General features: G+C 60.6%; 23 protein-coding genes, 1 tRNA gene and 1 pseudogene. 12 read left to right on the forward strand and 13 right to left on the reverse strand.

Translation table 11 applies throughout. From position 1 onward, the window contains the following. Positions 1-60: 60 nt before the first annotated feature. On the forward strand, positions 61-1,404 hold the full coding sequence (locus AKN83_RS19110; RefSeq protein ID WP_063695426.1) for a PQQ-dependent sugar dehydrogenase: 1,344 nt from the start codon (positions 61-63) through the stop codon (positions 1,402-1,404). 120 nt (positions 1,405-1,524) lie between these two features. On the opposite strand, the gene AKN83_RS19115 is transcribed toward AKN83_RS19110, so the two are convergent. Continuing rightward, positions 1,525-1,782, reverse strand: coding sequence for a hypothetical protein (locus tag AKN83_RS19115; protein WP_028340659.1), 258 nt, complete (start codon positions 1,780-1,782; stop codon positions 1,525-1,527). A gap of 141 nt (positions 1,783-1,923) precedes the next feature. Here AKN83_RS19115 and AKN83_RS19120 point away from each other — a divergent pair. Next, positions 1,924-2,232, forward strand: a pseudogene (locus AKN83_RS19120) (aminoglycoside phosphotransferase family protein); the annotation flags it as partial. Between the two features lie 292 nt (positions 2,233-2,524). Here AKN83_RS19120 and AKN83_RS19125 read toward each other — a convergent pair. Then, positions 2,525-2,968 (reverse strand): winged helix-turn-helix transcriptional regulator, encoded by a 444-nt coding sequence (locus AKN83_RS19125; protein ID WP_050404486.1) that lies wholly within the window; start codon positions 2,966-2,968, stop codon positions 2,525-2,527. Between the two features lie 143 nt (positions 2,969-3,111). Between AKN83_RS19125 and AKN83_RS19130 the strand changes: the two genes are divergently transcribed. Next, positions 3,112-4,032 carry an alpha/beta fold hydrolase gene (locus AKN83_RS19130; protein WP_050404487.1) on the forward strand — a complete coding sequence of 307 codons (921 nt, stop codon included), beginning with the start codon at positions 3,112-3,114 and terminating at the stop codon, positions 4,030-4,032. 70 nt (positions 4,033-4,102) lie between these two features. On the opposite strand, the gene AKN83_RS19135 is transcribed toward AKN83_RS19130, so the two are convergent. The 3 genes from AKN83_RS19135 to AKN83_RS41875 all read right to left on the reverse strand — a co-directional run bounded on the left by AKN83_RS19135 (position 4,103) and on the right by AKN83_RS41875 (position 6,949). After that, a complete protein-coding gene (locus AKN83_RS19135; RefSeq protein ID WP_244522025.1) occupies positions 4,103-4,390 on the reverse strand; it encodes a DUF5658 family protein in 288 nt (95 codons plus the stop codon). A 158-nt stretch (positions 4,391-4,548) separates the two neighbouring features. Beyond that, a complete protein-coding gene (locus AKN83_RS19140; protein WP_050404488.1) occupies positions 4,549-5,529 on the reverse strand; it encodes an acyltransferase family protein in 981 nt (326 codons plus the stop codon). Between the two features lie 622 nt (positions 5,530-6,151). Further along, positions 6,152-6,949, reverse strand: a complete 798-nt coding sequence (locus AKN83_RS41875) for a GNAT family N-acetyltransferase (RefSeq protein WP_083992134.1) — start codon at positions 6,947-6,949, stop codon at positions 6,152-6,154. A 120-nt stretch (positions 6,950-7,069) separates the two neighbouring features. Here AKN83_RS41875 and AKN83_RS19150 point away from each other — a divergent pair, with 120 nt between their 5' ends. Genes AKN83_RS19150 through fabI form a run of 4 tightly spaced genes read left to right on the forward strand, consistent with a single transcriptional unit; the run spans position 7,070 to position 12,280 of the window. Then, positions 7,070-9,280 (forward strand): DUF3141 domain-containing protein, encoded by a 2,211-nt coding sequence (locus tag AKN83_RS19150; protein WP_050404489.1) that lies wholly within the window; start codon positions 7,070-7,072, stop codon positions 9,278-9,280. Positions 9,281-9,297: 17 nt separating this feature from the next. Next, the gene (locus tag AKN83_RS19155) at positions 9,298-10,272 is read left to right on the forward strand and encodes a phosphate acetyltransferase (protein ID WP_050404490.1); all 975 of its coding nucleotides are present in this window, start codon (positions 9,298-9,300) and stop codon (positions 10,270-10,272) included. A gap of 5 nt (positions 10,273-10,277) precedes the next feature. Beyond that, a complete protein-coding gene (locus AKN83_RS19160) occupies positions 10,278-11,492 on the forward strand; it encodes an acetate/propionate family kinase (RefSeq protein WP_050404491.1) in 1,215 nt (404 codons plus the stop codon). Beyond that, the gene (fabI, locus tag AKN83_RS19165) at positions 11,489-12,280 is read left to right on the forward strand and encodes an enoyl-ACP reductase FabI (protein ID WP_050404492.1); all 792 of its coding nucleotides are present in this window, start codon (positions 11,489-11,491) and stop codon (positions 12,278-12,280) included. Before AKN83_RS19160 ends, fabI begins: the two co-directional genes overlap by 4 nt. Before the next feature lie 16 nt (positions 12,281-12,296). Here the strand turns inward: fabI and AKN83_RS19170 are convergent, their stop codons facing one another. From AKN83_RS19170 to AKN83_RS19190, 5 genes are all read right to left on the reverse strand, one after another. Then, on the reverse strand, positions 12,297-12,755 hold the full coding sequence (locus AKN83_RS19170; RefSeq protein ID WP_050404493.1) for a MaoC family dehydratase: 459 nt from the start codon (positions 12,753-12,755) through the stop codon (positions 12,297-12,299). 18 nt (positions 12,756-12,773) lie between these two features. Continuing rightward, complete coding sequence (locus AKN83_RS19175; protein ID WP_050404494.1) at positions 12,774-13,424, reverse strand: 3-oxoacid CoA-transferase subunit B; 651 nt, start codon at positions 13,422-13,424, stop codon at positions 12,774-12,776. A 3-nt stretch (positions 13,425-13,427) separates the two neighbouring features. Beyond that, entirely contained in the window at positions 13,428-14,075 is a 648-nt protein-coding gene (locus tag AKN83_RS19180; RefSeq protein ID WP_050404495.1) for a CoA transferase subunit A, read from the reverse strand. Positions 14,076-14,166: 91 nt separating this feature from the next. Then, positions 14,167-14,772, reverse strand: coding sequence for a hypothetical protein (locus tag AKN83_RS19185; protein ID WP_050404496.1), 606 nt, complete (start codon positions 14,770-14,772; stop codon positions 14,167-14,169). Then, positions 14,769-15,695, reverse strand: a complete 927-nt coding sequence (locus AKN83_RS19190) for an alpha/beta fold hydrolase (protein ID WP_050404497.1) — start codon at positions 15,693-15,695, stop codon at positions 14,769-14,771. The genes AKN83_RS19185 and AKN83_RS19190 overlap by 4 nt, the downstream gene beginning before the upstream one ends. Positions 15,696-15,825: 130 nt before the next feature. Here AKN83_RS19190 and AKN83_RS19195 point away from each other — a divergent pair, with 130 nt between their 5' ends. From AKN83_RS19195 to AKN83_RS19210, 4 genes are all read left to right on the forward strand, one after another. After that, positions 15,826-18,312, forward strand: a complete 2,487-nt coding sequence (locus AKN83_RS19195; protein ID WP_050404498.1) for an alpha/beta hydrolase — start codon at positions 15,826-15,828, stop codon at positions 18,310-18,312. A 42-nt stretch (positions 18,313-18,354) separates the two neighbouring features. After that, on the forward strand, positions 18,355-19,227 hold the full coding sequence (locus AKN83_RS19200; protein WP_050404499.1) for an alpha/beta fold hydrolase: 873 nt from the start codon (positions 18,355-18,357) through the stop codon (positions 19,225-19,227). A gap of 192 nt (positions 19,228-19,419) precedes the next feature. Next, complete coding sequence (locus tag AKN83_RS19205; RefSeq protein WP_244522027.1) at positions 19,420-20,397, forward strand: alpha/beta hydrolase; 978 nt, start codon at positions 19,420-19,422, stop codon at positions 20,395-20,397. 207 nt (positions 20,398-20,604) lie between these two features. Then, entirely contained in the window at positions 20,605-21,123 is a 519-nt protein-coding gene (locus AKN83_RS19210; RefSeq protein WP_050404501.1) for a hypothetical protein, read from the forward strand. Positions 21,124-21,199: 76 nt separating this feature from the next. Here the strand turns inward: AKN83_RS19210 and AKN83_RS42050 are convergent, their stop codons facing one another. The 3 genes from AKN83_RS42050 to AKN83_RS39770 all read right to left on the reverse strand — a co-directional run bounded on the left by AKN83_RS42050 (position 21,200) and on the right by AKN83_RS39770 (position 22,528). Beyond that, positions 21,200-21,535, reverse strand: a complete 336-nt coding sequence (locus AKN83_RS42050) for an MliC family protein (protein ID WP_083992135.1) — start codon at positions 21,533-21,535, stop codon at positions 21,200-21,202. 160 nt (positions 21,536-21,695) lie between these two features. After that, positions 21,696-21,785, reverse strand: a tRNA-Ser gene (locus AKN83_RS19215). Between the two features lie 545 nt (positions 21,786-22,330). Continuing rightward, entirely contained in the window at positions 22,331-22,528 is a 198-nt protein-coding gene (locus tag AKN83_RS39770; RefSeq protein ID WP_050404502.1) for a hypothetical protein, read from the reverse strand. A 606-nt stretch (positions 22,529-23,134) separates the two neighbouring features. Here AKN83_RS39770 and AKN83_RS19220 point away from each other — a divergent pair. Beyond that, positions 23,135-23,506 carry a hypothetical protein gene (locus tag AKN83_RS19220; protein WP_157113467.1) on the forward strand — a complete coding sequence of 124 codons (372 nt, stop codon included), beginning with the start codon at positions 23,135-23,137 and terminating at the stop codon, positions 23,504-23,506. The last annotated feature ends 53 nt before the right edge of the window (positions 23,507-23,559 follow it).

Below are 23,559 nucleotides of genomic sequence, written 5' to 3' on the forward strand. Positions count from 1 at the left end.
CTAGCGGTCGAACCGCGCTATGACCTGCATAGCCGGAAACGGACACCAGGCGAGGAGCACATGCTGAAGACCAAGCTTGCCGGTGTGACTCTGACAGTTGTCTTCCTCGCAGCGACCGGCATCACCCGGTCGGCCGCCGAGCCTGTGCTGAAAGGCGCCGAGGCGTTTGGTGACTGGCAGCGCGACAGGCCGGGCACGGTGCGTCTCATCGCACCGCAAGACCTGCCCAAACCAGGCGCCACAGCCTCCAGCAGCAATTCGTCACGCGTCGTGCCGCGCCCCGCATCGGCGGTGCCGCAGGTGCCGGCAGGCTTCAAGATCGAGCTGTTTGCGAGCGGGTTGAGCGGTCCGCGTATTGTCCGGACCGCGCCCAATGGCGATATCTTCGTCGTCGAAACCGGCTCCGGCCGCATCCGCGTCTTGCGCAGCCCCGACGGTGCCACCAGGCCGGCGACCAACGAGGTCTACACAACCGGACTGAACCGGCCGTTCGGCATCGCGTTCTTTCCAAGCGGCGACAATCCGCAATGGCTCTATGTCGCCAACACCGACAGCGTCGTGCGCTTCGCCTATCGCAACGGCGATCTCAACCCGTCGGGAAAGCCCGAGACCATTGTCGCAAACCTTCCTCACGGCTACGGCCATTCCACGCGTGACATCGTGTTCACATCTGACGGCAAGCGCATGCTGGTGTCGGTCGGCTCCGCCGGGAACGCGGGCGAGGGGCTGGGCAGACCTCCGGAGGGCATCGAGGCCTGGAGCCGCGATCACGCGCTTGGCGCTGCCTGGGGATCGGAAACCGACCGCGCGGCCGTGCTCGCCTTCGATCCCGACGGCAAGAACCAGAAACTGTTCGCCACCGGTATCCGCAACTGCGTCGGACTTGCGATCCAGCCCGGAAGTGGCACGCCCTGGTGCTCCACCAACGAGCGCGACGGCCGCGGTGACAATCTCGTCCCCGATTATGTGACGCGGATCCGCGAGGGCGCGTTTTACGGCTGGCCCTGGTACTATATCGGCGCCAACGAAGACCCCGCGCATGCCGGCGCGCGGCCCGACCTCAAGGACAAGGTGACCATTCCCGACGTGCTGTTGCAGGCGCACTCGGCCTCGCTCGGCCTCACCTTCTACACCGGCAGCAGTTTTCCGGCCGAATATCGCGGCGATGCGTTTGCAGCCGAACATGGTTCGTGGAATCGCGCGAAGCGCACCGGCTACAAGGTCATTCGTATCAGATTGAAGGACGGCGTGCCGACCGGCGAGTACGAGGACTTCGTCACCGGCTTCGTCGTCGGCGACAATGAGGTCTGGGGCCGCCCGGTGGGTGTCACCGTAGCGCGAGACGGCGCGCTGCTGGTCTCCGAAGACGGCAACGGCACGATCTGGCGCGTCAGCCACGACTAGAGCGTTTCCCACCGAAGTGGACACCGGTTCGCGCGAAGAAAACGCGTCAAAACAAGAATCCAGAGCTTCGGTTCTGCTTCAATCAGAAGCGAAAATGCCCTAGCCGTTGGTCGACGGCTGCTAGCCTAGTCCGTCCTTGAGGCCGTATTCCTCGTAGATGGTCAGGGGATCGGTATCGGGAAACAACCGGCACTTGGCTTGCGCAAGATGCAGCGTGACCGCTCCGGCCTCACATCTCGCAGTCAGGATCTTCCGGACATCCTCCATATGGGCGCGCGGCTGATGCTTCGATGGCAACTGTTCGAGCGCGACCAGCGCGGTGGCCAGAGCTTCCGTGACCACCCATTCGTCGTGTCCGGTAATTCCCTTTCGCGGCATCACCACACCCTCCGTCGCTCCGGCTGCAACATTGTAGCGCGAGAAGGGTGGGGGCTGTCATCAGCCAACATGGCCAAGGTGGTCAGGAACCGGTTGGCACGGCCCCGCCGCGATGCGTCGCAGGGAACCAGCGTGGCGGCGGCGCGCGGTTGGCTCGCGATCGATCCCAAGCACCTCGTCGGCGAGCGAGGTTTCGACTACGCCAACATCTTCACCAATCCGGATCTTGCCGATCCGGCACGGCCGGTCGCGACCGAACCCGGACGTTTTGCGCGGCGTCTCGACATCGTCGTGCAAGCAGCGAGGCTGGATCGTCGGCGCCTGCTGTCATGGATCGTCGCCTGGACCGGCTTGTCGGCAGCATTGTTGCTCGGCGATGACGATCCGCTCGCCGAAATCAACCTGCAGATCGCAAACCTTGCTACGGCCGAGCTCGACCGGATGGCATAGGCGCGCAGCGGCTACGCCGCGGCGGCGCTGGCTCCGCTCAGCGATACACTCAGGATTCGCCACTTCGATATATCGAAGAAATAGGCAGCCTTGATGCGTGCGGACGCGGGATCCGGCGCCTGAATCGCCGTGTGGAATTTCCGCTCCCCATCGCTCAACGAAATCCGGAATGTCTGCATTGCTCGAACCTCCACGCGCGGATGCTGCGGCAGCGACGGTTAACATCCGGTTTGCTGGTAGCGGTCCGGCGCGGCGCACGCGCGTCTTGTGCGCCGCCGCTCTCATATGAAGCCTACGGCAGCCGCACCATCGTGTCCTCTGCACCAACGACGCGTCCATCCTGCGCTCGCAGCTCGAGCCGGCGCACCGGCAGTCCATTCTTTCGATCAACCAGCAGCACATGCGACTCGTCGGGCTCGAAGAAGAAATCCTCGCCCCACTGCCGGAGCGCGACGAGGAGCGGGAAGAGCCCGCGGCCCTTTTCGGTCAGCACATAGTCCTGGTACGCACTGCCGTCGGCTGCCGGCACGGCCTCCATGATCCCATGCGCCAAGAGATTGCGGAGCCGGGCGGCGAGGATGTTCTTGGCAAGCCCGAGGCTCTTCTGGAATTCGCCGAACCGGCGCTTTCCGTCGAAGGCATCGCGGACGATCAGCAGCGACCACCAGTCGCCGATCGCATCCAGCGGCCGCGCCACGCCGCACATCGAGTCCCTGTGGCTCACTCTCTTGGCCATCGCGGTCACCTGTCGTTCCTCACGCGCACTGATCGGAGGGGAGGCCCGAAGGACCGCCCGGTCGTGGGTCCGATATACTGGTTGCAAAGTAAAACCTCAAGCGCTACACCATGGTTTCAAATTAAAACCATGCAGGCCACGCCATGATCCAGCCCGACGCCGCCTTTGACGGCACCTTTCCGTTCACACCGCATTTCAGCACGGCGCCGGGCTTCCGGATGCACTATCTCGACGAAGGCCCGCGGGACGGGGAGGTGGTGCTGTGCCTCCACGGCGAACCGACCTGGGGCTATCTGTTTCGCCATCTGGTGCCGGCGCTCAGCACCACCCACCGCGTGGTCGTTCCGGATCACATGGGGTTCGGCAAGAGCGCGACGCCGGCAGAGCGCAGCTATTGGCTGCAGGACCATGTCGACAATCTCGAAGCGCTGGTGCTTGCACTCGATCTCTCCGACATCACGCTGGTCATGCATGACTTCGGCGGGCCGGTCGGCATGGGGTTCGCATCGAGGCATCCGGATCGGATCCGCCGCATCATCTCGGCCAACGGGCCGACGCCGTTCGGGCAAAGCGACCTGTTCGAGCGCGTCACCGCCAATGCGCTGACTTCGCCGTGGTTTCAATGGATCGTAAAAGCCGAAGCCAATGGTGAGCTCGAGCCAGTGCTCGGCCAACTCGGCTACAACATCCTGAGCACGCTCAAGCTCAACGGCTTCGAGAACAACGCCGTCATCACCGACGCCTGGCTAGCCGCCTACGGTGCCCCCTTCGCTCGTCCGGCCGATTGCCTCGGTGCGATCGGATGGGCCAAAGGCTTTGCGACCGGCGCGCACAGGTTCGAGGCGCCGGATCCCGCAGCCGACCGCGCGATCCGCGGCAAGGCTGCGCTCGCCATCTGGGGCGAGGCGGATCGCACGCTGCACGCAGAGCATTTCCTGCCGCTGTTTTCCGCGATCTTCCCGGCGGCACCGATCAGGCGTCTTGCCGGCGTCGGGCATTACTGTTTTGAGGATGCTCCGGAGGAAATCGTCCGATTGATCGCGGAATTTATCCGGCAGACCTGACGGCAATGCCCTGTCGCATGCGACGGGCAGGGCGCTCACGTCGCCAAATCTCGATTGGCGTGTGCGTGGTTCAGCTCGCGCCTGCGAGAATGACGAGGTTGTTGATGACGGGCGTTGCGCAGAACGCCGCCACAAGGGCAATCTTGGAAAGGCTTTCGCTGCGCCAAAGCAGCGCGATGACGAGGTACGTCAAACCCAGTTTCGGGATCAGCCACCAGGCACCGAGCCAGGCCTGCGCCATCTCCATGAACGGGTTCGCCTCGCCGAATCCAAGCTCCAAAATCCTGTTGGTGGTCGCAAGGTCTGCGCATCCAAGGAGCAGTACGGAAAGCAGCAGCAGTGCCTTGACCCAATTCATTTCAGCCTCTCGGTGCCAAGCGCCAGACCGGCGATGATCCCCGCATTTTAAGCTGATTCGTTAATTGTCTGTTCCGGCAGGAGATTCAACCGCGGCACCAGGATGAGGGCCCGGCCATTTGGCATGGCCGCTGCTCCGGTCACAGCCTTGCATTTGCTCTAAGCGACTCCAGCGACCCTGACCAACCCCGGCTCGGCTCGCGCAAATCGTCGCTTCGCGAAGTTGATCAGCGGAGACTCGATCGTACGCCAGGTGATCTCCGCCAGGATGCAGACGACCGGAAGCGCAAGGCACCCTGCCAGCGGGCGGCCGAGGTCAAAGAACACGTCGTAGACGACCATGTGGAATAGATAGAGCGAATAGCATCTGCGTCCCGGCCACACGAACGGACGGAGCAGCTCTGTCCGTTCCATGTTGGCGCCAAGCCAGACAATCGCGCAGCAAGCCCATGCTGCGATGGAGAGAAAGCCGAAGGGGGCAACCATGACGGCATACGCCACATCGCAGAGCGGCGGCACGCAGGCCAGCACCATCCACAAAATGCGGGAGCGGCAGTAGCCGCGCATGAAGCAGGCGAGAAGGACGCCGCCGAACAGTTCGTCGAGGCGACCGGGCAGCAGAAACTGCCAGGAATGGTCCGGCAGATAGGCGTGAAACAGCCAGCGCCAGACCGGCGCCAGCAGCACGCCTGTCCAAATGGTGCGGATCAGCCATCGGCGCGGCAGCCAGTAAATCAGGATCGGCAGGATCAGGTAGAACTGCTCTTCGATGGCGAGCGTCCAGGTGACGAAGGTCAAATCGGACTGCGGGTAGCCGAACTCCAGCCACGGGATGGCCTGGATGAAGAACAAATAGTAGCCCCAGTGATCCGGCGGCACGAGCGCCAGCAGCAGCCAATAGAGCGGCAGGATCCGAAACGCTCTCCGCCCATAGAAGGACGAGAAATAGCCGGGCTGTTCGCGGCTATCCAGCAGGATGCCGCCGATCAGAAATCCGCTGAGGACGAAGAACAGATCAACGCCCAGCATGCCGTATTTGAAGCCGAAATAGTGCCGGGCGATGACCATCGAAATGGCCAGCCCCCTCAGCGCATCGAGCGGTTCGGAACGGTCGGACTGAGCTTTGCGTTCCGTGCTCATTGATCGCCGATGGCAGCAATATCCATCTTGCCCCGCCTTCAGGAGGAGCAGAAAGGCTCCCGCACCCGAGAGCGAAGGGCAACCCGGGACTCTACGGAGCTTCCCGGTCGTTGCCGAGCAGTCGCGACCGTCGCTGTGATTTGGCGGAAGGGGTGTCCCGTCAACCCCATTGAGCGATTCGCCTTTTTGAAATGATCGATTCAGAAGCTACGGTCACTGCTACGGTCAAGGACGCATTCGAAAGCCCATCCAGGCTTGCGACGAGCAAGCGCGTTCGGCTGCGGCAGCTCCTATCGTTGCCGGGCGGCGATGCCGGCGGCCCGTAGAGCGCCCGCTTTGGCTGCCACAGCCCCAGCAACCCTTGGGGGTCTTGGGTGGCAGTGCTGGGCCGCTGCCAACCCGATTCAGGCAACGAGCCGAGTGGCGCCCGTACTTTCAAACAAACAAGGCAAGGGCGGCCAGCGCGATAGGGAAAAGTCCCAAAATGATGATGCTCGAGCGGAAAAGAATTTCGGCCATAAGCACACCCCAATGACTTAATAGAGGTACCTTAAGCGTAGCCCGGAAACTTCTCCCTTTTAAGGTGCATTTTGTGGCATTCGGGTGTGGCGTGAATGCACAACTAACGACGGGCGCGCGGCGGCTTAGCGAGATGGACTTGCCAAGTGCTGTTTTCACGAAGCCATCCAGTCAAATCGACGGTCGCACAATCCCAAGGCTCGATGCTGGGCGGAACGTCAATGCTCTCCGGCAGGTTATTCGTCTCGTTTCGATGTGCCTTCGGGAAGCTGCGCCCGGTTCGTTCTTCGGCAGGTGATTTCTTCATGGTGTGTTCCTCCGGGGTGATTGGTGAGCATTCGAGGAGCAATTCTCGATCTTGAACTCCTCGGTGAGGAATTCCTGCCTCACTAGAGAGACAGAGCCAGGTGCACGACCTGCGGGTCCGTTCCGGGCCGGACACGAAGCCGAATTTGGCGAAAACCCTTCGCATCGCCGTGTTCTCCGGCAGGACTTCAGCCACTAGCTTCTCGAGCTCAGCCTTGCGTGCGAGGATCGCAAGATTGTGCATCAGCAAGGTAGCGACGCCCTGTCCCTGGTAGTCATCGATCACCACGAAAGCGACCTCTGCCATTCCGGCCGTCGCGACGACATACCGACCTCCGCCGATGATCACCTCGTGTCCGTCCTCGTCAGTAAGCGCGACTAAGGCGACGTGGTTGGCAAAATCGATGTTCAGGAAGAAGGCGACCTCGCTCTCCGAAAAGCGGCGTTTGGGAACGAAAAAGCGGCGTTGAAGCGATTGGTCGCCGGTTCGGCTGATCGCGCACAACATGTCGTCCTTGTCGTCGGGCCGTAAGGCGCGGATGGTGACAACTCGGCCATCGTGCAGACGTTCGTTCACTGCATAATTTTCGGGCATCGTCGCGACCAGTACTCCCGAGTCAAGGAAGAGCGCAGGAACTCGATCGTGGCTTGACTTAAGTCAACGCTCCGGGCGCGCCAAACGGTTCTATTCAGGCTCGGCGGAAGGATCGAAACGATGTCGCTGGACAATCGGCAAATCCCGGGCGGCCCTATGTCAGGAGTCGTCGCTAAGGCCGTGGAATATATGGTGGACGCCGGGCAACGCAGCGTGCTGCTTCTGGACATCCTGCGCCAGCGCGGTGACCAGTATCGTGAGCATGTTGCCCAGACGGCACCCCACGTCCTGAGCTATGCCGCCGAGCTCATCCTGGATGGCCGCAAGCTGGAGCATCCGGTCAACTATGCGTTGGTGCGCATAATCCCGCCAGAGGGCGTGGAGATCGACCTCGAGCGGCGGCCGTTCGTCGTCGTCGACCCGCGCGCGGGACATGGGCCGGGGATCGGTGGCTTCAAGGCCGACAGCGAGATTGGCGTCGCGATGAGGGCAGGGCATCCCTGCTACTTTATCGGTTTCCTGCCGGAGCCGATGCCGGGCCAGACCATCGAGCGCATAGCGCGCGCTGAAGCCATCTTCATCGAGAAGGTCATCGAGCGGCATCCCGAGGCTGATGGCAAACCGTGCGTAATTGGCAATTGCCAGGCCGGATGGGCGATCATGATCCTTGCGTCGCTACGTCCGGAACTATTCGGTCCGGTGATCGTGGCGGGCGCGCCACTGGCTTATTGGGCTGGCGTGCATGGCAAATATCCGATGCGTTACTCCGGGGGGCTGCTCGGTGGCAGCTGGTTGACAGCACTCTCCAGCGACCTCGGCGCCGGCAAGTTCGATGGTGCCTGGCTGGTCCAGAACTTCGAGAACCAGAATCCGTCGAACACGCTGTGGACCAAGCAGTACAACGTGTACTCCAAGGTCGACACCGAGGCCGATCGCTATCTGGAGTTCGAACGGTGGTGGGGCGGGCACGTAAACCTCAACGCCGAGGAGATCCAGTTCATTGTCGATGAACTCTTCATCGGCAACAATCTTGCTGCCGGTCGCGTCACGATGTCCGACGGAACCGCAGTCGACCTGCGCAATATCCGGTCGCCAATCGTGGTGTTCTGCTCAAAAGGCGACAATATCACGCCTCCGCAACAGGCGCTGAACTGGATTCTGGATCTTTATGCGGATGTCGACGAAATCAGGGCCCATGGGCAGACCATCGTCTACACCGTTCATGAGACGGTCGGCCATCTCGGCATTTTCGTTTCCGGCGGCGTCGCGAAGAAGGAGCACGCAGAGTTCTCGAGCAACATCGACTTGATCGACGTCCTGCCACCCGGCCTCTACGAGGCCACATTCGAAGCGAGGGGAGCCGATACGCTCAATGATGAGCTTGCTGTCGGACAATGGGTGATGCGCTGCGAGGCCCGCACGCTGGACGACATCCGGGCGATGGGAGGGAATTCGCCCGAAGATGAACGGCGGTTCGAGACCGCAAAGCGTGTATCGGAGATGAATCTCGCCGCCTATCGGAAATACCTGCAGCCTTGGGTCAAATCGATGGTGACGCCGCAGATGGCGGAGATGATGCGCAATTGGCATCCGCTCCGCCTCCAATACGAGGCGTTCAGCAGCGAAAACCCATGGATGAAGATGGTCGAGAATGCCGCGGACAAGGCGCGCGACGCGCGCAAACCTGCCACCAAGGACAATCCGTTCCTAACGTTCCAGGAGCAGATATCGAAGCAGATCGTCGGTTCTCTCGATCAGTGGCGTGACTTGCAAGAGGCGCTGAGCGAAGCGATGTTCCTTGCGATCTACGGTTCGCCCGCATTGCAGGCGGCAGTCGGTGTTGATCCGCAGGCGATACCCTCACAACGGCGCGAGATGGATCCAAGACACCGCGAGCGTCTGCAAGCCCGCGTCGCGGAACTGTCGTCGAAAACGGGCTCCGGCGGCCTCCGAGAGGCCGGCGTTCGCGCCTTGGTCTATGTCGGATCGGCCCGTGGCATGGTCGACGAGCGTAGCCTTGAGGCGTTGCGGCGTCTTCGGCGAAGCGACGAGTCCGGGCGGATGACGCTCGCGGAATTCAAGAAGTTGGTGCGCGAGCAGTTCTTCATGCTGCTGCTCAACCGGGATGCCGCACTGGCGGCCATTCCAAAACTCCTGCCTGACAACATGGACGAGCGCCGCAGGGCGTTTGCTGCCATCCAGGAGGTGTTGTCGGCCAGCGCGGACATATCCGGCGAGGTGGCCAGGCGGTTGAAACAGGTCGCCGGGCTGTTCGGGCTCGACGGCCAGGACAACACGGTCCCTTTCGATCCGAAAGCCCGGGCTTCATAGCTACGCGGAGCAGAGCAATGGATGTCACGGCAGCCGGAACGAGCGAGAACCGGCCGGGATCGAAGTACGATCGCTTGATCACGACGGCGAAGGGAGTTCCGTCAGTTTCCACCGTCGTCGTGCATCCCTGCGACGAGAGCTCGCTGCGCGGTGCGATCGATTCCGCGCAAGCCGGGATCATCAAGGCGATCCTTGTCGGCCCGGCGGCACGGATTCGGGATATGGCAGCGAAGCATGACCTGGACATCTCCGGTTACGAGATTGTCGATACGCCGCCGACGGAAGCCGCCGCGGCGGCCAGAGGCGTCGAGCTGATCCATGAGGGCCGGGGCGAGGTCCTGATGAAGGGGAGCCTGCACACCGACGAACTGATGCGCAGCGTGACAGCCAAGGTCGGCGGTCTCCGCACCGACCGACGCATCAGTCATGTGTTCGTCATGGATGTGCCGGCCTACACCGATACGGTGTTCGTTACCGACGCCGCCATCAACATCTTCCCGGATCTCGACGGCAAGCGCGACATCATCCAGAACGCTGTCGACCTCTACAATCAGGCCGGTTTCGGTACCACGCCGCGCGTCGCGATCCTGTCGGCTGTCGAGACCGTGACGTCGAAGATCCCGTCAACCATCGAAGCGGCTGCGCTTTGCAAGATGGCGGACCGCAAGCAGATCACCGGCGCCCTGCTCGACGGCCCGCTCGCCTTTGACAATGCGATCGACATGGAGGCGGCGCGGATCAAGGGCATCAAGTCGGAGGTTGCGGGCAGGGCGCAAATCCTGGTCGTGCCCGACCTGGAGTCAGGCAATATGCTGGCGAAAAATCTGGCCTATTTTGCCAAGGCCGACGGCGCCGGCATCGTCCTCGGCGCCCGTGTGCCGGTCGTGCTGACCTCGCGCGCCGACTCCGCACGGTCCCGTATGGCTTCAGCCGCGGTAGCGGCACTCTATGCGGATGCGCGACGCCGCAGCGCGCCCATCGCCGCTGCGTGACCGCCATGGATACGATCCTCGTCGTCAATGCCGGCTCCTCCAGCGTGAAGTTTCAGGTCTTCGCGGTGGAAGGCGAGGGCAGGCTTCGCCGGCAGCTGAAAGGCCAGATGGACGGGATCGGCAGCCGGCCGCGGCTGCGCGCTAGCGGTTCGAGTGGTGAGCCTGTTGCCGACCGTGCCTATCCGGTCAAGACGGTCGCCGATGTTCCGGCCGCCATGTCGGTCGCCGGCGCCTGGCTGAGAGACGAGCTCAACATCAAACCGGTCGCCGTCGGCCATCGTGTGGTGCACGGCGGGCCGGATCATGCGCGCCCGGTGCTAATCGATCCCGCGGTCGTGACCCGGCTGGAACGCTACGCGCCGCTGGCGCCGTTGCACCAGCCGCATAATCTGGCGCCTATCAAATCACTGCTCACCAATTTCCCTGGCCTGCCCCAGGTCGCCTGCTTCGATACAGCATTCCACCGAGACCATCATCCTCTGGCTGACCATTACGCCGTTCCGCATGCGCTCTACGACGAAGGGATCAGGCGCTACGGCTTCCACGGCCTGTCCTACGAATACGTGTCCAAGCGGCTGCCACAGGTGGCTCCCGAGATTGCCGGCGGACGAATCATCGTCGCCCATCTCGGCAGCGGGGCCTCGATGTGTGCGATCAAGACAGGCAAGAGCGTCGAGAGCACGATGGGATTCACAGCACTTGACGGTCTCGCGATGGGAACGCGGCCCGGCCAGATCGATCCTGGCGTTGTCCTATACATGATCGCCCTGAAGGGAATGTCGGTTTCGCAGGTTCAGGATTTCCTCTACCGCGATTGCGGCTTAAAGGGCCTGTCCGGTGTCAGCAACGACATGCGCGAGCTTGAGGCCAGCGCCGACCCGCGCGCAGCATTCGCGATCGACTATTTCGTCTATCGCATCGGCCTCAGCGCCGGCATGCTGGCAGCTGCGATGGAAGGACTCGACGGTTTCGTCTTCACCGCGGGGATCGGCGAAAACTCCGTTTCGATCCGCGGCCGGGTCGCCGAGCGGCTGGCCTGGCTCGGCGTCGCGCTCGATCCGGTCGAGAATGGCAAGCATGCGACTAGGATCTCACGGTCGGACAGTCGCATTCCGGTCTACGTTGTGCCGACCGATGAAGAGTTGATGATCGCGCAGCATACGCTGACGCTGCTGATGAACCAGCAATCGCTAAACCCGAACCGCGGGAGAGTGTCATGACCATCCCGGTATTTCCCGAGACCAAGGTTGCGCTGAAAGGCAAGAAGGGGTTGATCGTCGGCATAGCCAACGACCAGTCGATCGCCTGGGGCTGTGCCAAGGCGTTCCGGGCGCTCGGCGCCGAGCTCGCCGTCACCTATCTGAACGAGAAGGCCAAGAAGCACGTCGAACCGCTGGCCAAGGCGCTGGAATCCCCGATTTTCATGCCGCTCGACGTGATGGGCGAAGGAGAGACCGAGAAGGTGTTCGAGCGGATCGAGAAGGAGTGGGGCCAGCTTGATTTCCTGCTTCATTCGATCGCCTTCTCGCCGAAGGGCGCCCTGCATGGCCGCGTCGTCGACGTCGATCGTGAGGGCTTCCAGAAGACTATGGATGTGTCCTGCTGGTCGTTCCTGCGGATGGCGCACCTGGCCGAGCCGTTGATGAAGAACGGCGGCACGATCTTCACCATGACTTATTACGGCAGCCAGATGGTGGTGAAGAACTACAATGTCATGGGTGTCGCGAAGGCCGCTCTCGAGGCCGCGGTACGCTACGTCGCAGCCGAGCTTGGGCCGAAAGGCATTCGGGTTCACGCTATTTCGCCCGGTCCGCTCGCCACGCGCGCGGCATCCGGCATCCCTGAATTCGACGAGCTGATGGACAAGGCTCAGTCGCAGGCGCCGACGCGCAGCCTCGTCAGCATCGACGACGTCGGCAACGCCACGGCATTCCTGGCTCTCGACGGTGCAAAACTGATCACCGGCAGCGTGCTCTATATCGATGGCGGTTACCACATCATCGACTGAGCCGCACCGTGACGGTTCAGGCGTAGTGCAGACCGATGACTTCCGCGACGCAGGCAGGGCGGGTACCGCCCTCCATCTCGATCACCACGCGGTAATGAACCCTCAGGCCGTTCGGCGGCACGTCTTCGGCTTCCGCAATGCCGACCCGCCCACGCAGCTTTGATCCAGCCGGAACAGGCGCCAGATACCGGATCCGGTCCGCGCCATAGTTCAGCGTGTTCTTCAACCCCTTCAGGCCCATCACCGAGCGAATGAACATTGGGGTCAGGCTCAGTGACAAGAGGCCGTGGGCGATGGTCTTACCTCCGGGCATTTCGGCCTTGGCCCGCTCCTGGTCGACATGGATCCATTGTTCGTCGCAGGTGGCGTCGGCAAACTTGTCGATGCGCTCCTGGGTGATCTCGATCCAGTCGCTGACTCCGACTTCGGTGCCAACCGCCGACTTGAGCTCGTTGAATCCGTTGAAAATCCTCATGGCTTCGGCTCGCTTTGGTCAGAACGTCATTTCGGGGACGGTATCGGGAATCACGAGTTCTGCTTCCGTCACCGCCAGCACCTCCGCGACCGTCAGGCCGGGCGCTGTTTCAAGCAGGGTCGCTTTGCCGCCGGGGAACGCGATCACCGCCAAATCTGTCACTACAAGATCAACTGAACGCGCTGATGTGAGTGGCAGGTTGCATCTGGCTACGATCTTCGACTTTCCCTTTGCCGCATGCTGCATCGCGACGATGACGCGCTTGGCACCGCTGACGAGGTCCATTGCGCCGCCCATGCCCGGCACCATCTTGCCCGGGATCATCCAGTTGGCCAGCTGGCCGCCGGCATCGACCTGGAGGCCACCCAGCACCGTGATATCGACATGGCCGCCACGGATCAGGCCGAACGACATGGCACTATCGAAGGTCGCCGCGCCAGGCAATGCGCTGATGGGCTTGCCGCCGGCATCAGTCAGTAGTGGATGGGCCAAGCCCTGTTCGGGAATTGGGCCAGTCCCGATCAAGCCATTCTCGGACTGAAAGAACACCCTGAGCCCGGCTGGAACGTAGTTCGCTACCAAGGTCGGAATCCCAATGCCGAGATTGACAAGGTTACCCGGCTGCAATTCCTTCGCTACGCGACGCGCGATGATGGTTTGTGCATCCATGGTTCACCCATTCGCGACGAGATAGTCGACCAGAGGTCCTGGCGTGACGACGTGATCGGGAGCAATCACGCCGACCGGAACAATGTGTTCGGTAGTGACGATGACGGTGTCTGCCGCCATCGCCATGACCGGATTGAAATTCCGCGCGGTGAGGGCATAGGACAGGTTGCCGGCGTAGTCGGCCAAGAAGGCGTGTACCAGCGCGAAATCGGCCCGCAGGGCGGTCTCAAGCAGATACGGTTTGCCGTCGACTTCGATCTTCTGCTTACCTTCCTCGACAAGGGTACCAACGCCGGTGGGCGTCAGGACGCCGCCAAGACCGCAGCCTCCCGCACGGATACGTTCAACGAAAGTGCCCTGTGGAATCAGGTCGACCGTGATCTGCTTGCCCAACATCTGCTGCTGCGCCTTCGGATTTAGCCCTATATGGGTGCCGATCATGCTCGATACCTGCGCCCCATCGAACAGCTTGCCGACGCCCTTGCCAGGCGTGGCCGCATCATTGCTGATCAACGTCAGGCCCGACTTCTTTTGCCGGACCAATTCGTCGAGCAGGCGCTCGGGCGTGCCCACGCCCATGAAACCGCCGACCATGACGCGCGCATTGTTCGGGATCATCGCGACGGCTTCTTCGGCGGAAACGGCCTTCATGATCAGACTCCGCAATCGATCAAAGGTGGGATGATCCAGCGAACACTGCTGCTTGGTACGACGGCAACGTTGATCTGGGTCAAGGCCCGCGTCATTCGTCATCGGCGCGGGGCTTGATCCCGATGCTTTCCAGCACATCCGCCCACAATTTGCGTACCAGTCGATGCCGGTCATTCACGGCCGCGCCGACGGCGTCGCGGACGGATTTGAGTTCGTCACTCTTCAGAAAATAGATCTGTGCCTGGATCAGACGGCTGCTTTCAAATTCGATCCGGCGCAAAGCGGCGACAAATGGATCATCTGTGGACGCTTCGACGGGTAGGAGGGCGGCGGGCCGGATCGCGCCGTGCGCGGCATGCCCAAGGGCCGCAATGTCGATGGTGGTGGCAAGGCGCCGATCGGCGATGCCGGCCGTCGGGGTGGGTACCCAAGCGGCCTCCCAGATCAAGGTGTTGTAGAAAACCATGATATCCGGCATCCATGAGGTCGCGCGCAAGAGAAGGGAAACGATCTCCGTCTCGCGATGCAGCTGTGTGTTCAGTTCTGTTTGCCAGCCGGCATTGAACTGACCCGGCAGGGTGAGAGCGAGCTGCCGCGCAAGTGCGCCATGCAACGAGACCAGGAATGAAGCGACCCGGGTTTGTTGCAGCGCCGGCACGCGCCCTAAAGAGTCGAGCGGACCGAGAAACGGATTCATGACGCCGCCCTCTGCACGGGAATTGCGCGCAGGTGATCGAAGCCGGCCGGAAACGGCGTCATCTCGCCACCCGCTTCGTCGGGTGCAATCCATACCGCCTGTCTGCCCTGCCAGCGCCCGGCCAGGACGTCTTCGGCGAAGCGTGCGAGCAGGTCGGCGGTCAGTGCGGCTTTTTCGAGTGTGAAGGCGTGATAGGCATTGGGGACGATGACCAGTGAGCTGTCGGCAATGTGAGTGCGCAGGGTTTCGTGCAGCGAACGTGGGGTGAGGAAGTCAAATTCACCATTGAGGATCATCGTCGGCGTCTTGATTGACGCCAGTTGTGGCGTAAGAGGCTCAAAATCAAGGAAGGATTCCATCAAGTTCTGCACGGCATAGACATCGTTGATCAACCAGCCCTGTCGCTTCACTGCGTCGAGATTGCCGAGCAGTGGCTTGAGCCACGCGTCTGAGAGATTCATCGGAAGCAGCAGGTCCTGCAGATAGCTGGTTCCGCCCAGGATCAGTCCGGTGCGCAGCGCATTGCCTAGCAAAAGGAGCTGCGGCGACATTTCTGCAAAGGCGCTCATGGGCACCAGCCCCGACAGCCTGTCGCTGCGCAGGATCGCGTAGCGCAGCGCGATCAGTGCACCGAAACTGATGCCGCCGAGGAATATTGGACCGGAGCCAAGTGCTTCAATCAGGTGCTCAAGTGCCTCAACCTGATCGTGCTGGCTGATGAACAGTTCCGGCTTTGTCGAGGCGCCTTGGCCAAGCAGATCGAAAGTCGCGACGCGGAATCCCTTGCCGATCAGCGCGTCCCGATAGGCCGCCCAAAGCTCTGAATACTGGGTAAGCCCGTTAACTAGCACATAGGCCGGCGCGTCCGTCGGGCCGTCCAGTTCGTAACGGATGCGGTGCGAGCCATGCGACAGGAACGGCATTCGCTTCACTTGCCCGATGCTTTCTATCGCCAAACTGGGATGGCCGCATGATCACTCCCTTGACCTAGGTCAATGTCGGTCGCGCACATCCGGCAGAAATCTCGTTAAAATCTGGTCAGGGAGGCTTTCCATGAAGCGTCTTTTCATTGGATTGTTGTTGCTCGCCGTAAGCGCCTCGGTCGCGACCGCCCAGCCATTTACGCGCCGCTCGTCGCAAGTCCAGCATGACGGCCTAAAGCAATATTACGAGATTGCCAACTTCAAGCTCGGCGGCAAGTATGACCTGGCCAATCCTGCCAAGTGGGAGAATGGTGGTGAGGGGGGCGTCACCCTTGAATCACTGGGCGGAGGAAAGCTGCGTACCGCTTACATCGCGATCGGTACGCCACGGCGCAACGCTGCTGGCGAGATCACCAACGCGGTAGTTATCAATTCCTATTACTCCGGCGATTCCACCGATATGTACGAGCAGTGGGTCAAGGGTGCCGCGCTTTCGGGCGGCGTCCCGATCATCGGACCGGGCCGTCCGATCGATACCGATCGCTATTACGTCGTCATGGTCGATCCGCTCGGCACCTGGGGTGCGAGCAAGCCCTCGGATGGTCTTGGGATCAAATTCCCGCAGTACACTTATTTCGATATGGTGCAGGCAAACTACCGAATGCTTCGCGATCATCTGAAGATCGCAAGGGTCGCGCTCGCCGCTGGTGTCTCGATGGGTGGCACGCAGACTTACGTCTGGGGCGTCATGCATCCGGAATATGTCAGCGCGCTGATGCCGATCGGCGGCACCACGCAGTCGGACGCCGGCGATCCCGTCGGAAATTGGACGTTCCAGTTGATGACAGCGGCGATCCAGTCCGATCCGGTCTGGCAGCAGACCAAGGGGGACTACTACAACCTGCCCAAAGAGAAGCACCCGCTGATGGGTATGGCGTTCGGCTGGTCGGTACTCGGCTTGACCGGCTATGATTTGTCGTACCGGACCACGCAGTCGTTCACCGCGGTGCAGCCCGAAATCTTCTATTGGGATCCGCCGAACGAGAAGGCCGGACTCAGCGTGATCAATCGATCGAAGCTGTATGATGCCGTTGATCTGGTATGGCGCAATCGGGTTGGCGAGCTCCACAACATTAATAATGATCTCGGCCGCATCCAGTCGCGCACGCTGGTCATGCACATCAAGAACGACCTGTGGCTCAACTTCAAGCTCGCCGAGAAGGCGGTCGAAAACATCCCGGGCGCTGATCTGATTGCCGAGGAGAGCCCGGTCGCCCACTACGGCGTATTTTCTATCATCAATGGCCACAAGAACGATCCGAAATTTGTGTCGTTCATGGATGATGTTGCCAGCCTCGATAAGGCGCAGCAATTTGTCGACAAGAACTTCCGTACGCCGGGCGTGGCATCCGACATCGATCCAAAGAAATCCTTCTGGAAGGACTACGTCACCTATCCCTATCCCGTAAAATACGCCAACGCCAAGGACGCCAAGGGCACCACCTGGCAGATCGGCTACATGGATGAATACTACGGCACCGACAAGGATCCGAAGGTCCTGGTCATCATCCACGGAAAGGGAGCATTCGCCGGCCACTACGGCAATATCATGCAGTATGCGCTGCGCAGCGGGCTGCGGGTGATCGCACCCGATCTGCCGCACTATGGCATGTCAGGTCCCGGAAACCTCGACAAGAGCCCGGCGCGGACCATGCAGGACATGCGGGAAGTGGTCTACGACCTCGTCGTCGACCAGCTCAAGGTCAAGCAGGCGACCTACCTTGGGCATTCCCTGGGTGGCCAACTGATCCTGGGCTATGCGTTGACATATCCCGGAGCCGTCAGGAGCCTGGTGCTCGAAGCGCCTGCGGGCCTTGAGGAATATCCGCGCGAAGTCACGATTGCGCCGGGCAAGACCGCAAAGCTGTTCGACGCCTCGCTTGCGGGCAATTTCGAGAAATGGAAGGAAGTGTGGGGACCGACGCAGATACTGGCGAACGAAATCGCTCGTCCGGAGCAGAATGTTCGCGACTTCTTCTATTTCAAGAAACGCGATCCGGTCACCGGCGTGGTTGGCCGCAGCAAGAGTGGCTACTTCATGAACGACAGCGAGTATGCACGGTTCCATACCGAGCAGCGCGTCGGCCTGACCAAGGCGAATCCGAAAGAGCTCGAGCAATGGGCCAATGTGTACATCCTCGACATCTACGGCATGGTTTCCGAGCTGCAGCAGGATGATCCGAAGAACCTTTATCGGCGGCTGACCGATATCAAGGCCCCGATCTTTCTAGCCTTCGGCGACAAGGAACCTTTCATTCCTGGGACCCCCTTCAATGGGTTGAAGGACCTGGGTCGTGACATCATCACGCCGTTCATGACGCGGATGACGCGCGCCAACAATCGCCCACTCCTGAAGATCTATCCGGATACGGGGCATTTCATCCATACCGACAACCCGGTGGAGTTTCCCGCCGACGTCACTGATTTCGTGCTCACGGGCAATCTCGACACCAGTTCACCGATCGAGACAGACCGCCTCATCAACGGTGTGGTTTCGGCGATGGCTGTGGCACCAACGCCGGATGGACCGAATCCGACCGCCGGGTTGAACAAGTAGATCTGAAGCTGTGTCGCGAATTGAGAGAACAAGTCCGTAGCGATGCCCAAAGTCCGTGCCGGAGATGTCAGCCTTGGCTGGCGGGAGTGGGGCGAGGGCGACACCACCGTCGTCTTTATCCATGGCAATCTCGCCAGCAAGGACTGGATCGAGCTCGCTGCTCCCTTGTTCCCGACCGGCCTTCGGGTCGTCGGGATCGATTGGCGTGGTTGTGGCGACAGCGATCGCCCAGCCGCGTCGCTCGGCTACGCCAACTACTCAATGCAGCAACACGCGCTCGACATGCTGGCCGCGCTCGATGCGCTGCAGATCCCGTTCTGTCATCTGGCAACACACTCCACCGGCGGCATCATCGCGACGCGCATGCTGCTGATGCAGCCAGAGCGGTTCGGGCGAGTGCTTGCGCTCGATCCTGTGACGCCCCTCGGGTTGGCTTTCAACGCAGAGCAGATCGACCTTTTTCGTGCGATGATGGCGAGCCGTGAGTTGACGCGCGCGGTGATGGCAACGGCTGCATCATCTTTGTTCCTTCCAGATAGCATGGTGCCGAATGGTGTGCCCAAGTTCCGCGACGGACTGGGGGCAATCCAATTCCTGTTCGAGCGAATCCTGGATCAGACGGCTGGCGTCTCTGAAGGAGTCTGGATTGGCACCCCAGTCAATCTCACGCGCGAACGGGAGAGCCGCGAGCTCGAGCGGCGGATGTCCGAAATCAGGCACTCCCATCTCGTTGTCTGGGGAGAGCGAGATGGCTGGATTGCGCTAGCCGACCTTCAGAAGATGACCGCGGCGATGCCTGACTGCCGGCTTGCCGTAGTGCCGGGCGTCGGCCACTCAATGAATCTGGAAATGCCTCCGCTCTACGCCGGCTATTTTGGCGCCTGCTTTAGCGGAATAAGCGAGCGGAACAGCTGAGGGCCGTCCGTAAAGTCGGGGATTTATAGATCTGCGAAGCGACAACAGCCGAACGGGAAAGGCGCACGACGGATGCATCTACGGGTCCGAACTGTCGCTTCCTTTCAAGTTGCAATTGCCTTGCTGGCGGTCTCGACCTGCTGCTCTTGCTCGATCCGGCCCCTGCAAGGGGTTCTGGTGCCAAGCGACGAGATGGTCGAAGCCGCCACGCAAGTACCCATCCTTGTCGGAACGACGCGGGCTCGATCTAGCGGCGACGCTGGTGAGATGTTTAGCCGAGAGGCGTCGAACGAGCTGGCGTTTGGCCAAGTCACGATTTCCATTCCATCAGATGGTTCTCGTACGGTCGGTGAAATACAGTGGCCGATATCCCCTCCAGGCGACCCACGCAAAGACTTCGTGACGACGTCGGCGGACTATCTGGATCGCGCCGCGTTCGAAAAAGCCGTCACTACCGTGGCCAGGTCAAAGCATCGCAGCAAGGCAATGATCTTCATTCATGGATTCAACAATCGCTTCGATGACGCGGTGTACCGCTACGCCCAGTTCGTCCAGGACGGCGGGCTTCCAGTTATTCCAGTTCTTTTTTCGTGGCCGTCGCAGGGAGCGGCAAACCTTGGTTCATATGAGCACGACCGCAAGGTCGCGATGCAATCGGGCGTGTCGTTGGCCCTGCTGTTGGATGTCGTGACCTTGAATCTCAGCGTCAACGAGATCACCCTTGTGTGCCACTCCATGGGCTGCCTGGTGACTCTTGATGCACTCCGCGTGAAAGCACCGCGCAGGGGAACGATGTCGAAGCTGAAGAACGTAGCGATGGTCGCGCCCGACGTTGCATTTGACGAGTTCATCAACGTTGTCGAAGGAATGGGCTCCCGGCGCCCCCGCATCGGCTTGTTCTTGTCCCAGGATGATGTCGCCCTAAAAATCCCAAAGTCGATTTCGGGAGGGACAAACCGCGTGGGAGACATCAATCCAGAGGAGGAACCATACAGGAGTGCGATTGCGCGCCAGAAAATCCTGGTGTTCGATCTGACGCATCTGGGAGGAGACGACTCCCATTCGAGAGCGTTCGACGCAATAAACACCGTCATGGGCATGTTGGAGCGCAGACTTGCGCAAGGACAGCAACTCGGAGAGGACAAGTCACGAACGGTCTCAGCCAAATGAGACGTTCGACGAGCCTTAGCGCCCCCTCATGTTAAGGGGGGGTGAAGGTGTGCTCTTGTACACGGCGGTGGCGGCATTATCTCGCACGATCGCCGGTATTCAAACGGCGGGCTCGAAGCGATCAGAGACGGCGTCACATGCTAGGCGAAAGGGTGTGCTTCCGCCGCATTGCCGCACTCGGCCTTGGGCTTGCGAAAGGGCAATTCGATGAGCGATGACGACAAGCGTTCCAAAGCGGAAGCCGAACTTGAACGCGAAATCCGCCAAGGGCGAAAGTTCACGGCGAAGGAAGCCATCGGGCGGATGCTTGGTCCGGGCGCGATGAAAGGCGGCTCCGCGGTTTCCAGAGTGCAGGCGGCCGAGATAGAGATCGATACATGGTTGCGAAGCAATCTTATCGATTCGACGGGAGCATTGCAGGCACTCCTACCGCGCCAACTCAAAGGAAGCGTGCTGCTGCTTAACAACCTAGATCAGCCGCTCCGCGCCTTGGCCGACTATTGCCAGCGGGTTCTAGCCTCAGATGATCGCCTTGAAGAACTTGTCCGCCAAGCCGACGTCGAATGGGGACGACGTATGGGAGAGCGGCCTTATTTCAACAGGGAGGGGTCTCCGCCGCACCCAGACGATCCCTATACCAACGATTCCGTTCGCACCGCGCTAGACGGGATTGTAAGGCGAATTTCCGAGGTGACGGGCGGGCAAGCCTCTTCGACGAAACCCTGAGCACACAGCAGTTTTGCATCAAGGCGTGGGCCGTGTGCTCGTGGTTAGCTAAGCCAGTGATGTGCATCGGCGTGCGCTAGCTGCCACGCGTGGACATCAATTCACAGGCGGTTTCTGGGCGCCTTGGACGCTTGATTGTGGTGTGACCCGACTTCGAGATCTTCAAAACGACGCGGTTTGCCGAGTAGCGCGCACCGGAAAACGCAAGCCGTTTCCGCAACCTAAACGTCTCTCGCCCATCGAGGAAATGCACATATGCGTGCGGGTCGTGTGGATAGAATCCGACGGTGAACCGGGTGTCGTCGGAGCAATGATAACTTTGGAACGTCGTAGCCTGCGCCGACACAAGCAGACCGCAGAAAGACCATCCTGCAACAATCGTCACAACACCAATAGTGCCGCTCCGATTCATCTTTGCCCCTCATGGGTTGCATCGAATTTGGGGACAGAGCTTAAGGCAAAACTGAAGTATGGCTACCGATCTTCACTTCCACCGTGGATTTCGACCGTGGGTTTCTAGCCAATTGTCGTAGAATGTAACGAAATCAACAGCGTGTGGAGGATGGACGTACTGGCGGAAGGGGTGGGATTCGAACCCACGGTACCCTTGCGGGCACGCCGGTTTTCAAGACCGGTGCCTTAAACCACTCGGCCACCCTTCCAAACCAACAGTTTCAAGTGCTTAGCGGCAGACTCAAGAGCACGAACCGCGAAATTGGCACCCGATTTGGGCAGCTAACGCGCCAGCATCGCATGGATCGCCGCCGCCTTGCCGTCGTCGTTCCTAAACAAGTGGACGTAGACGCGCAAGGTGATGTCCGGCCTCACATGCCCAAAGCGCATTGAGACAGTAACGTATTACGCTGGCATCGATCAGCTCGGATGCACGGATTGCCGGAGGTTGTGGAACCCGCGTTGGGCTGGGAAGTCGCTCCGGGCCATTCTTTGCCGTAGCGCTTCTTGATCGGCGTGCGTGTCCGCTGCGAACTGGCCGGCGAATTGCGGCCGGATCGATCGGCTTTCGCGTGAGGGGCATGACCTGAGCTTACGCGCAACAATGCCGCCAGACTTAAAATGCTCGCTGGCGGCGTTGATCCTGGCCCCCGGGAAGGATGTGCAAAATCCCGACATGTGAGGGGTTGGCACAAGGCGTGCCAGGGTTCGCCTCGCAAAACGGGTTACTACCGAAGGGGTATGTGGTGTCGTCTTATACGAACAGATCCGTCCTGGGTGATGTGTCCCCACGGGTCATAAACTTCAGCATCTCGATTGCGAAACGCTCTTCGGATAAGCGCTGCTCGATGAAGTGAGTCTCGACTTCGCTAAGCCTGGTGCGAAGCAACCCTCGGTAATGCTCGATGTTTTGCTCATGCACGCGCAACATCGCAATCTTTCGTTCATCCATTTACGCCCCCTGTGTCTCGGAGGCGCTTTCGCGCCGGTTACCGTCATCACTCTACAAGCAAGAATCGACGCCACGATGACTGTCGGTTCGCAGCGACCGTCAAATTCGGAGTATGTGCACATCGGGGATTTCTCACGAAACTGCGATGCCGCCGACGGTGGGTTCGGTCGGGCGTAGCGGGCGCGCGACCAATTGATTTCCAGCAGCGGCTTTTGAACGCCGCCGCCAGCTGAGGTAGCTTTCACCCGGGCAGTATTTTTCCAGGTATCGGTTCCTCCTGGAAGCGCTCTATTCCTCAGCTACGATACGGATGTAGGTGAGGAAATATGTCCTTTGAGCCGATGGCCGCAGCGATCGATTGGCCGGACGCCTATTGATGGCCTTCTGGAAAGAGCGTTTGGACGACTGCGTTCCGTCCGGGCTGAGCGATCTCAAGCCAGTCCTGAACGGGACGTCGATATCGTTCGTACACCGCGTGGAGCGACGACTGCGAATATGGAATTCGATGCAGAGGGCAAGATTGCTTACATGGAGTGGGGCGCTTCAGGCGCGCCACAAGGAGATCGCCGATCGATTTGACGATAAGCCGCTTCGAGGAGTTGTTAGGTGCAAGTCATACGGAATGGATTTCTATCGCTTCTGGCCTTGGGAGCGTTGACCTTGGAAGGTCACGCGCAAACGCTGGTCGCATCATTGGAGTGCGATTTTCCGCTTGCCTCTACCGATGATTGGACCATGGCCGCATCGACCCTCCAGTACTACGTCGATACAGCAACGGGCTGGCGAGTGAACCCAGATTCCTTCTCATTCGATGGCCCGACAGACATTACCATCGGTGGAAAGGATCACACGGCTTCGCTTTCGATCACTATTTCCCGGCAGTCAGGCAAGGCTACCAAAACCCTGTCGACGGAACGGAAATCCCTCACAGTCAGCGGGGAATGCAAAAAGATGGACTCCTCCGGACGTAAGTTTTAGGCGTACCCGTCGCCTCGAATGCTCGAGCGTGCGCCATGATTCTGCGAGCAGCG

The organism is Bradyrhizobium embrapense, from assembly GCF_001189235.2.
GTDB lineage: Bacteria > Pseudomonadota > Alphaproteobacteria > Rhizobiales > Xanthobacteraceae > Bradyrhizobium > Bradyrhizobium embrapense.

What these genes read in the sequence shown, in the direction of transcription:
- AKN83_RS19110 (WP_063695426.1), top strand. Translation starts at nt 61, where the DNA reads ATGCTGAAGACCAAGCTTGCCGGTGTGACTCTGACAGTTGTCTTCCTC.
- AKN83_RS19115 (WP_028340659.1), bottom strand. Translation starts at nt 1,782, where the DNA reads ATGCCGCGAAAGGGAATTACCGGACACGACGAATGGGTGGTCACGGAA.
- AKN83_RS19125 (WP_050404486.1), bottom strand. Translation starts at nt 2,968, where the DNA reads ATGGCCAAGAGAGTGAGCCACAGGGACTCGATGTGCGGCGTGGCGCGG.
- AKN83_RS19130 (WP_050404487.1), top strand. Translation starts at nt 3,112, where the DNA reads ATGATCCAGCCCGACGCCGCCTTTGACGGCACCTTTCCGTTCACACCG.
- AKN83_RS19135 (WP_244522025.1), bottom strand. Translation starts at nt 4,390, where the DNA reads ATGAATTGGGTCAAGGCACTGCTGCTGCTTTCCGTACTGCTCCTTGGA.
- AKN83_RS19140 (WP_050404488.1), bottom strand. Translation starts at nt 5,529, where the DNA reads ATGAGCACGGAACGCAAAGCTCAGTCCGACCGTTCCGAACCGCTCGAT.
- AKN83_RS41875 (WP_083992134.1), bottom strand. Translation starts at nt 6,949, where the DNA reads ATGCCCGAAAATTATGCAGTGAACGAACGTCTGCACGATGGCCGAGTT.
- AKN83_RS19150 (WP_050404489.1), top strand. Translation starts at nt 7,070, where the DNA reads ATGTCGCTGGACAATCGGCAAATCCCGGGCGGCCCTATGTCAGGAGTC.
- AKN83_RS19155 (WP_050404490.1), top strand. Translation starts at nt 9,298, where the DNA reads ATGGATGTCACGGCAGCCGGAACGAGCGAGAACCGGCCGGGATCGAAG.
- AKN83_RS19160 (WP_050404491.1), top strand. Translation starts at nt 10,278, where the DNA reads ATGGATACGATCCTCGTCGTCAATGCCGGCTCCTCCAGCGTGAAGTTT.
- fabI (WP_050404492.1), top strand. Translation starts at nt 11,489, where the DNA reads ATGACCATCCCGGTATTTCCCGAGACCAAGGTTGCGCTGAAAGGCAAG.
- AKN83_RS19170 (WP_050404493.1), bottom strand. Translation starts at nt 12,755, where the DNA reads ATGAGGATTTTCAACGGATTCAACGAGCTCAAGTCGGCGGTTGGCACC.
- AKN83_RS19175 (WP_050404494.1), bottom strand. Translation starts at nt 13,424, where the DNA reads ATGGATGCACAAACCATCATCGCGCGTCGCGTAGCGAAGGAATTGCAG.
- AKN83_RS19180 (WP_050404495.1), bottom strand. Translation starts at nt 14,075, where the DNA reads ATGAAGGCCGTTTCCGCCGAAGAAGCCGTCGCGATGATCCCGAACAAT.
- AKN83_RS19185 (WP_050404496.1), bottom strand. Translation starts at nt 14,772, where the DNA reads ATGAATCCGTTTCTCGGTCCGCTCGACTCTTTAGGGCGCGTGCCGGCG.
- AKN83_RS19190 (WP_050404497.1), bottom strand. Translation starts at nt 15,695, where the DNA reads ATGCCGTTCCTGTCGCATGGCTCGCACCGCATCCGTTACGAACTGGAC.
- AKN83_RS19195 (WP_050404498.1), top strand. Translation starts at nt 15,826, where the DNA reads ATGAAGCGTCTTTTCATTGGATTGTTGTTGCTCGCCGTAAGCGCCTCG.
- AKN83_RS19200 (WP_050404499.1), top strand. Translation starts at nt 18,355, where the DNA reads ATGCCCAAAGTCCGTGCCGGAGATGTCAGCCTTGGCTGGCGGGAGTGG.
- AKN83_RS19205 (WP_244522027.1), top strand. Translation starts at nt 19,420, where the DNA reads ATGGTCGAAGCCGCCACGCAAGTACCCATCCTTGTCGGAACGACGCGG.
- AKN83_RS19210 (WP_050404501.1), top strand. Translation starts at nt 20,605, where the DNA reads ATGAGCGATGACGACAAGCGTTCCAAAGCGGAAGCCGAACTTGAACGC.
- AKN83_RS42050 (WP_083992135.1), bottom strand. Translation starts at nt 21,535, where the DNA reads ATGAATCGGAGCGGCACTATTGGTGTTGTGACGATTGTTGCAGGATGG.
- AKN83_RS39770 (WP_050404502.1), bottom strand. Translation starts at nt 22,528, where the DNA reads ATGGATGAACGAAAGATTGCGATGTTGCGCGTGCATGAGCAAAACATC.